This window comes from Prosthecobacter sp. (genome assembly GCF_046154365.1).
In the GTDB taxonomy this organism is placed as follows: Bacteria; Verrucomicrobiota; Verrucomicrobiia; order Verrucomicrobiales; family Verrucomicrobiaceae; genus Prosthecobacter.
Genome location: NZ_JBJXFV010000208.1, coordinates 20411 through 27297, shown reverse-complemented (window position 1 = coordinate 27297; position 6887 = coordinate 20411). Strand labels below are relative to the sequence as shown.

At 61.7% G+C, this 6887-nt stretch carries 5 protein-coding genes; 2 read left to right on the top strand and 3 right to left on the bottom strand.

The window, feature by feature from the left end:
- Both ACKVY0_RS26645 and ACKVY0_RS26640 read left to right on the top strand, forming a co-directional pair.
- The coding region (locus tag ACKVY0_RS26645; RefSeq protein WP_409217910.1) for a DUF4394 domain-containing protein at window positions 1-639 on the top strand (639 nt) is incomplete at its 5' end.
- A 79-nt stretch (window positions 640-718) separates the two neighbouring features.
- Window positions 719-2122 carry a PQQ-binding-like beta-propeller repeat protein gene (locus ACKVY0_RS26640; protein ID WP_409217909.1) on the top strand — a complete coding sequence of 468 codons (1404 nt, stop codon included), beginning with the start codon at window positions 719-721 and terminating at the stop codon, window positions 2120-2122.
- Here the strand turns inward: ACKVY0_RS26640 and ACKVY0_RS26635 are convergent.
- The 3 genes from ACKVY0_RS26635 to ACKVY0_RS26625 are packed head-to-tail and all read right to left on the bottom strand — an operon-like array spanning window position 2104 to window position 6886.
- A complete protein-coding gene (locus ACKVY0_RS26635) occupies window positions 2104-3372 on the bottom strand; it encodes an MFS transporter (protein ID WP_409217908.1) in 1269 nt (422 codons plus the stop codon). The two genes, ACKVY0_RS26640 and ACKVY0_RS26635, sit on opposite strands and share 19 nt — an antisense overlap.
- Window positions 3369-5558 (bottom strand): hypothetical protein, encoded by a 2190-nt coding sequence (locus ACKVY0_RS26630; RefSeq protein ID WP_409217907.1) that lies wholly within the window; start codon window positions 5556-5558, stop codon window positions 3369-3371. Before ACKVY0_RS26630 ends, ACKVY0_RS26635 begins: the two co-directional genes overlap by 4 nt.
- Entirely contained in the window at window positions 5558-6886 is a 1329-nt protein-coding gene (locus ACKVY0_RS26625) for a DUF1501 domain-containing protein (RefSeq protein WP_409217906.1), read from the bottom strand. The genes ACKVY0_RS26630 and ACKVY0_RS26625 overlap by 1 nt, the downstream gene beginning before the upstream one ends.
- Window position 6887: the final 1 nt, after the last annotated feature.

Genomic DNA, 6887 nt, shown 5'->3' with positions numbered 1-6887 from the left:
TCCGCACAACTCACCACCACAGGCCCGCTCGGCTTCAACACCGAAACACAGGCAGCCTTGGAGATTCCATCTGGAGCGAGCTTTGGTTGGGCCAGCCTCAGCCTGCCTGCGGCAGCAGGATCAGGCCTTTACGCCATCAATCTGAACAAAGGCACCGCCATCTTCATGGGAGCCATCCGCAACGTCGAGCAAGTGCGCGACCTCGTGGTGGCACCTCCACACGATGTCTGGCAGCAGGCGCGCTTCGGCACGAACGCCGGAAACGCCCTCATTGCCGGTGACGCCGCCGATCCCGACAGCAATGGCGTCAGCAACTTGATGGAATACGCCCTCGGCGCTCAATCCGGCAGCTCTCCAGCAACGTTCATGCCTGCACCAGGAAATGCCGAGCCCTATTTTTCAGTGAGCTTTGTGCGAGCGACGAGCGATGTCATCTACACCGTGCAAGTCTCCGACGATCTCGCGACATGGCATGATGGCTCGATCTATTCGCCTTATGGCGACACGTCTGCCAATGCTTTCACGACCGAAGTCTCACGCCAGACTGCGAGTGGCATGGGAACCATCGTCGTACGTGATAATGTGGCCATCAGCGGTTCAAATCAGCGGTTCATGCGGCTGAAAGTCACAGCACCCTGATCACATTCAGAGGCTGTCATGGAGAGATGAGCGAATTCAGCGGTTGGGCTCGTTAAAACGAGCACAAATCCTTCCTCCCGTGAAATCAGCTCTACTTCTCCTCGCCTTCGCCATACCATGCCTCGCTGAATCCAACTGGCCTCAATTTCGTGGTGCAGGCGGACTCGGTGTCGGCACCGGAAAGCCCCCAGTGGTGTTCAGCGTCGAGAAAAATATGAAGTGGCAGGTCGAAGTGCCGCATGGGCATTCGTCGCCGTGCATCTGGCAGGACAAGGTCGCGCTCACGGGACTCGATGGCGGCAAGTTGGTCACGTTTTGCCTGAACCGTGCCGATGGGCGCGAACTTTGGCGCGTGGCGGCTCCGGCGGAGAAGATCGAGGGCGCGCATCGCATCGGCAGTCCGGCCGCGCCGACGTGCTGCACGGATGGCGAGCACTTGATCGCGTATTTCGGCAGTTACGGTGTGCTGGCGTATGATTGGAACGGCAAGGAGCTGTGGAGGAAGCCGCTGCCAGTGCCGGTCGTGGAGTTTGGCACCAGCGCGTCGCCGATCATTGCAGATGGCAAGGTCATCATCGTGGCCGATCAGGATGTGAAGGGTTACATGATCGCGCTGGACGTGAAAACCGGCGCGGAAGCATGGCGTGTGGATCGCAGCGACTTCCGGCGTGGTTTTTCGACTCCGTTTGTCTGGAAGCACGACGGCATCGAGGAACTCATCGTATGCGGTTCGCTGTGGACGCGCAGTTATGATCTCAAAGACGGCAGACAGCGCTGGTCGGCGACGGGCATGTCCCGCGTCTCGAACACGAGCCCCATCGCCACGGAGAGCCTGCTGTTTGTCTGCGGATGGAATGTGGGTGGCGATGAGGATGATCGCGTGGAGATGGAGCCGCATGCGAGCTTTCTCGCCGCGCAGGATGCGGACAAGGACGGCCTGCTCTCCGAATCAGAGTTCCCGGACGGCCCAGTGCGCAGCCGATTCACCATCGTGGATGCCGACAAGGACGGCAAAGTCACCCAGGCCGAGTATGAGGCCATGCGCGGCATGTTTGCGAACGCGGTGAACCAGCTCTGCGCCATCAAACCCGGCGGCAGCGGCGACATCACGGCGACGCATGTCGTTTGGAGCCAGACCAAGCACCTGCCTTATGTGTTTACTCCTGTGATCGCGAACGGTCGCATCTTCACCGTGAAGGGCGGCGGCCTGACCTCCGCCTACGATGCCACGAGTGGCAGCCCTGTCTTCCAGGCGGAGCGCCTCGATGCCTCGGGCGAGTATTATGCCTCTGCGGTGTCGGCGGACGGCCGTGTTTACGTCGCCTCGCAGCGCGGCGTGATCTCCGTGCTGGATGCCACGAGCGACAAACTCCGCGTGCTGGCCCGCAACGACCTCAAAGCGCCCGTCTTTGCCTCACCCGCCATCGTTGATGGCGTGATTTACATTCGTAGCGACAAGCATCTCTACGCCTTCGGCGAGTGATCGAAAATGCTGTTGTTCGCTCGAATCAAGAGCCAGAAGACTGCCGCGATGATGTAGAGCGCGCCAAAGCCGCCGAGCACTGCGTTCCAGCCTCCTGCGTGTGCGAGCAGCCACGGCACGGCGATTGGGAAAGCGGCCGCACCGAGGTTGCCGCACATGTTGGCCGTCGCGCTCACGGTGGCGACATGCGCGCCGCCGAGACTCATCACCGTCGCTCCCAAACAAGGATTCGCCGTCGCCGCGCAGAACATGCCCGCGCTGATGACCAGCACCGCCATCACCGGATGCGCGACAAACCATGCGCTGAAGATCAATCCCGCGCACAGCAGCAGCGCAATGGCACTCAAGCCCTGACGTGCGAGACGCTGGTTGTTTGTCCAGCGCAGCACCGCATCTGAAAGCACACCGCCAAACATGCAGCCCGTCACATCCGCAAGCAGCGGCAGCGTGGTCAGCCAGCCCGAACCAAGAATGGTCACACCGCGTGCTTCCTGCAGGTAAGTGGCAAACCAGCTCGCGAAGAAGATGTAACCCGCCGCCCGACAAAACTGCTGCGCGCAGAGAAACCACATCGCCGGACTCGTGACGAGCAATCTCCACGGCACCGCTCCCGGCTCATTGGTCCTATCAGTCCCATCCTGTCCTATCAAGGTGCGCTCCGCATCATTCACCGCCGCGTGTTCCGAAGGCCGGTTCCGATACCAAACCGCAAACCACGCTGCCCACAACACACCGGGCACCGCATACCACACAAACATCCAGCGCCAGCCGATGCTCACGACGAGCCAAGCCGTCAACGGAGCCGCGACGATGCTGCCCACTGACATGAAGCCGCTGAACGCTCCCGAAGCCGAAGCCTGCGCCGTGCGCGGAAACCAGCGCGACATCACCGTCGTGCCCACGGGCACCAAGCCTGCCTGCGCCACACCCATGAAAGCCCGCGATCCGATCATCACCGCCAGATTTCCCAGCGCCAGCCCCGCCGTCGCCAGCGACCACAGCACGCCATACAACGACAGCGCCCAGCGCGATCCCATCCGCTGCGCCAGCATCGCCGCCGGGATCTGACACAGCGCATACGGCCAGAAGAACGCACTCATGAGCATCCCCGACTGCTCTTTGGAAATGCCAAGCTCTGCGCGAATCGTGCTCTCCGCCGGGCCCACACCATTGCGCACAAAATACGCCAAGGCTGCGCCCGCACAGATGCCAGCGAGAACGATGAAGCGGGTGCGACTCGGAGAAATCATTCGGCAGCGTTGCTCGGTGCCACCAGTTCGATTTTGGCCGCAGCGGCGTGAGGTGGGTCGCTGCCGTCACTGGTTTCGGCCAGCAAGGTCAGGGGAATGTTGAAGGGGCCGAGGGTTTTGCCGAAACGCAGCACGATGCGGCCACTGGCGGCATCTACGGACTCCGCGTTGACGCCGCGCATGTGCGGCGGCACTTGCAGCGAGACACGCACGGGCCGGTTCGCGAGACGCGGATCACGCCGCAACGTGAAGGGCACGCTGATTTCGGTTTCCGGCACGGCTGCATAGGAAGTGTTGGCGGGAATGAGTTTCAGCATTCCCTCCGATACGACGCTGATCATCTGCTCGTTCTGCTCGAAGCTCGTGTGACTCACCGTGTGCTTCGAGCCATCGAAGTCGGTGATCTCGGCTACGAGCATGAGCTGCTGACGGTTCGTGCGGCCGAGTTCGAGTTCCGGTGGAAACAGCACGTTGTAAGTGAACTCGCTCGCGCCCGGTGGAATGATCATCGGCTTGGCGCTGGCGGCTTGCAGGCAGCGGCCCTGACGGTCGGCGAGGCTCACGGTGATGGGGCCGTCGAAGTGGTCGCGCACGAGTTGGAAGGTCTTGCTCATCGTTGTGCCGGCGGGCTGATCATTCGTCACCCAATACTCGCCGATGTGGCGGAACGGCGCGGGCGGCGCGATGCCGAGACGCGTCTGCTTGATCTCCGGTTCGCCTGCGAGCATCGGAAACATCGCGGTGTGCGTGATTTCGCGTTCGCCGATTTTGGCGGTGCCTTTGATGATGATGTTCACCACCTGCGCTTTCGTGTGTGGCGGAGCGATGAAGCGGAGATCGGTCGCCTTCTGCTTCGCGCCGATCTTGTCCTTGTCGAGCGTGACGCCTTCCGGCAGGCCTTCGACGCTGAGCTTCACTTCTGCAGCGAAATTACCGATGGCGGCGAGGTTCACCTTCAGCGTGCTGCCTTTCGGCGGTTGTTTCTTGTTGAAGTCGGGATCAGCGGCCTCGGTGTCGGTCTGGCGGGTGATGTTGACCACATCACTGGCCAGTGTGAGTTCAAAGTCATCCGCTTCGACGAGCGCGGCCTTCACGCGATAATGAAAATCCGGTCCGCCGCGTGTTGGAAAGCGGTCGCTGACGGTGATGCGGTGCTCACCATCGTTTTTCGCCGTGAAACGCAGCCACGAGTCGGGACTGGACTCGTTGCGGTCGTCGTTGCGTGTGATTTCGACGCCTTGCGCGTTGCCGAGAACGATCACGCTGTCGAGCCTGCTGCCGGTTTGTGCCGCTTCGAGCTCCAGAGCCAGCGTCTCGCCTTTTTTGAGCATCACGCTCCAAACATCGTTTTCGCCCGGTTTCGCGATCACGCCGCTGAAATGGGCCGGCAGGCTCACCAAGCCCGGTTTTTCCTCCGCCACGGCCTTTTCAGCCTCAGCAGCCCGAATCGTCAGTCGGTACACAAAATGCGGACCGCCGTCGAAACCAGCGTCGTGCAATTTCAGTGTGTGCAAACCGGCTTGAGTGGCCGTGAAGGTCAACTTCGGATCATGCGACGCATCCGCAGCGTGCTTCACGTTTCGCACCACACGTCCGTCCGGCCCGCTGACCTCCATCATGGAATCGAGCGGAAAACCGAGGCCGCGTGAAACGAGCGCGCACTCGACGCGCTGGCCTTTTTCGATGTGAAAGGCCCACAGATCGACATCTTCGCGCGGAAAGACGCGACCGTTGATCGTCAGCGGCCATTTCACCTCCTGCGGGATTGGCGTGCCGTCGATCTCCTGCTCCACGATCTCCGGCAAATCGCCCACGACGAAGCGCAGCGTCGGCGTGCTGCCCTGCGAGGTGCGGCAGTGCCAGTGGCGGATACCTGGTGCTGCGTCCGCGGCGATCTTCAGCGCCACCGCATGATCACGTGGGTAATCTTCGCCCTTCTGCGACGCTGGCTTCGTGATCATCGGCCCTTCGATCCAGAACGTTTCGACTTCCTTCACCTCACGCGGCGCTTCGATCTTTGCGTCGTTCATCACGAACTCCGCGTGGCCGTGAAAATAAAAGCCGCCGATGCGTGCGCTTACGGTCGTGCCGCGCTGCCCACCGGCTGGAAAGATGTGCGAGGCACCCGGCTGCTCGGCGTGGAGCGTCATCGCGAAGGAGGACGCGATGAAAAGGAACGCACGCATCAGATCAGCTCTTTGATGACACGTCCGTTGTTGGTCAGCATCACGGGGCGGCCCTCGGGTGTGTGCATCTCATCATGCGGCGAGATGCCGAGGAGAGAATAGACCGTGGCGCAGAGATCTTCGGGTCCATACGGACTGTCTGCGGGATCGTAGGCGATTTTATCGCTCTGGCCGACGACACGACCGCCCTGAATGCCACCGCCGCCGAGTGCGACGGTGAAGCAGCGGCTCCAGTGGTCACGACCGCCTTCTTTGGAAATCTTGGGCGTGCGGCCAAACTCGCCAGTGATGACGACGAGCGTTTTTTTCAGCATGCCGCGCTGGCGCAGGTCGGTGAAGAGTGTGGAGATGGCGTTGTCGAGCTTCGGCAGCAAATCGTCCTTCAGCGTGGGGAACTGGCCGTAGTGCGTGTCCCAGTTCTGATGCTCGATGGTGACGCAACGTACACCGGATTCGACGAGGCGGCGTGCCATGAGGCAGCTCTGGCCGAGCGTGTTGCGCCCGTAGGCATCGCGCAGTTTTTCATCCTCGGCCTGAAGATTGAAGGCTTGCTTCGCCTCCTTGCTGGTCATGAGCGAGACAGCGCGCTGGCTGAAGACTCCGAGGTCGCGCGCGGCGGCGTTGGCCTTTTGCTCAATGCTGCGCTGAAAGCGGTCCACCTTGCTCAAAAGACCGCGCCGGTCCTCGAGACGTTGCGCGTCGATGTTCAGCGGCGGCATGAGGTCCGGCACCGCGAAGCCGGGGGAGTTCGGGTCGGCCTCGATCGTGAAAGGCGCGGCATCCGGCCCGAGATACGCGCTGCCGGCGCTGGGATGATGCGTGGGCAGGCAGACATAAGGCGGGATGCTGCCACGTGCGCCGAGTTTGCTGGCGATGACGCTGCCCATGCACGGATGCTCGTTGTTCGGCGTGAGACTGCCGTTGAAGGCCGGCGTGGGATGATAGCCGGTCATCATGTAGTGATCCGCGTGTCCATGACCGGCGTTTTGATGCGTGAAGGAGCGAATCAGCGAGAACTGATCCATCACGCCGCCGATGCGCGGGAGCTGGTCGCAGATGTGGATGCCAGGAACCTTTGTGCGCACGGGTTTGAACTCGCCGCGGATCGTGTCCGGCGCGTCCGGCTTCATGTCAAAGGTGTCGATGGTGCTCAGTCCGCCGCGCAGGAAGACAAAGATGAACGACACATCGCCGCGTGTGGCCGTTTTCACCGCTGACTCTGCTTGCAGCAGCCCGCCGAGTGAAAACTGCGCCCCCAGCGTACTGGCAGCGCCGACGCGAAGAAAGCTGCGGCGCGAAAGGCCATCGCAAAAGGGTGAGGTGTTCATG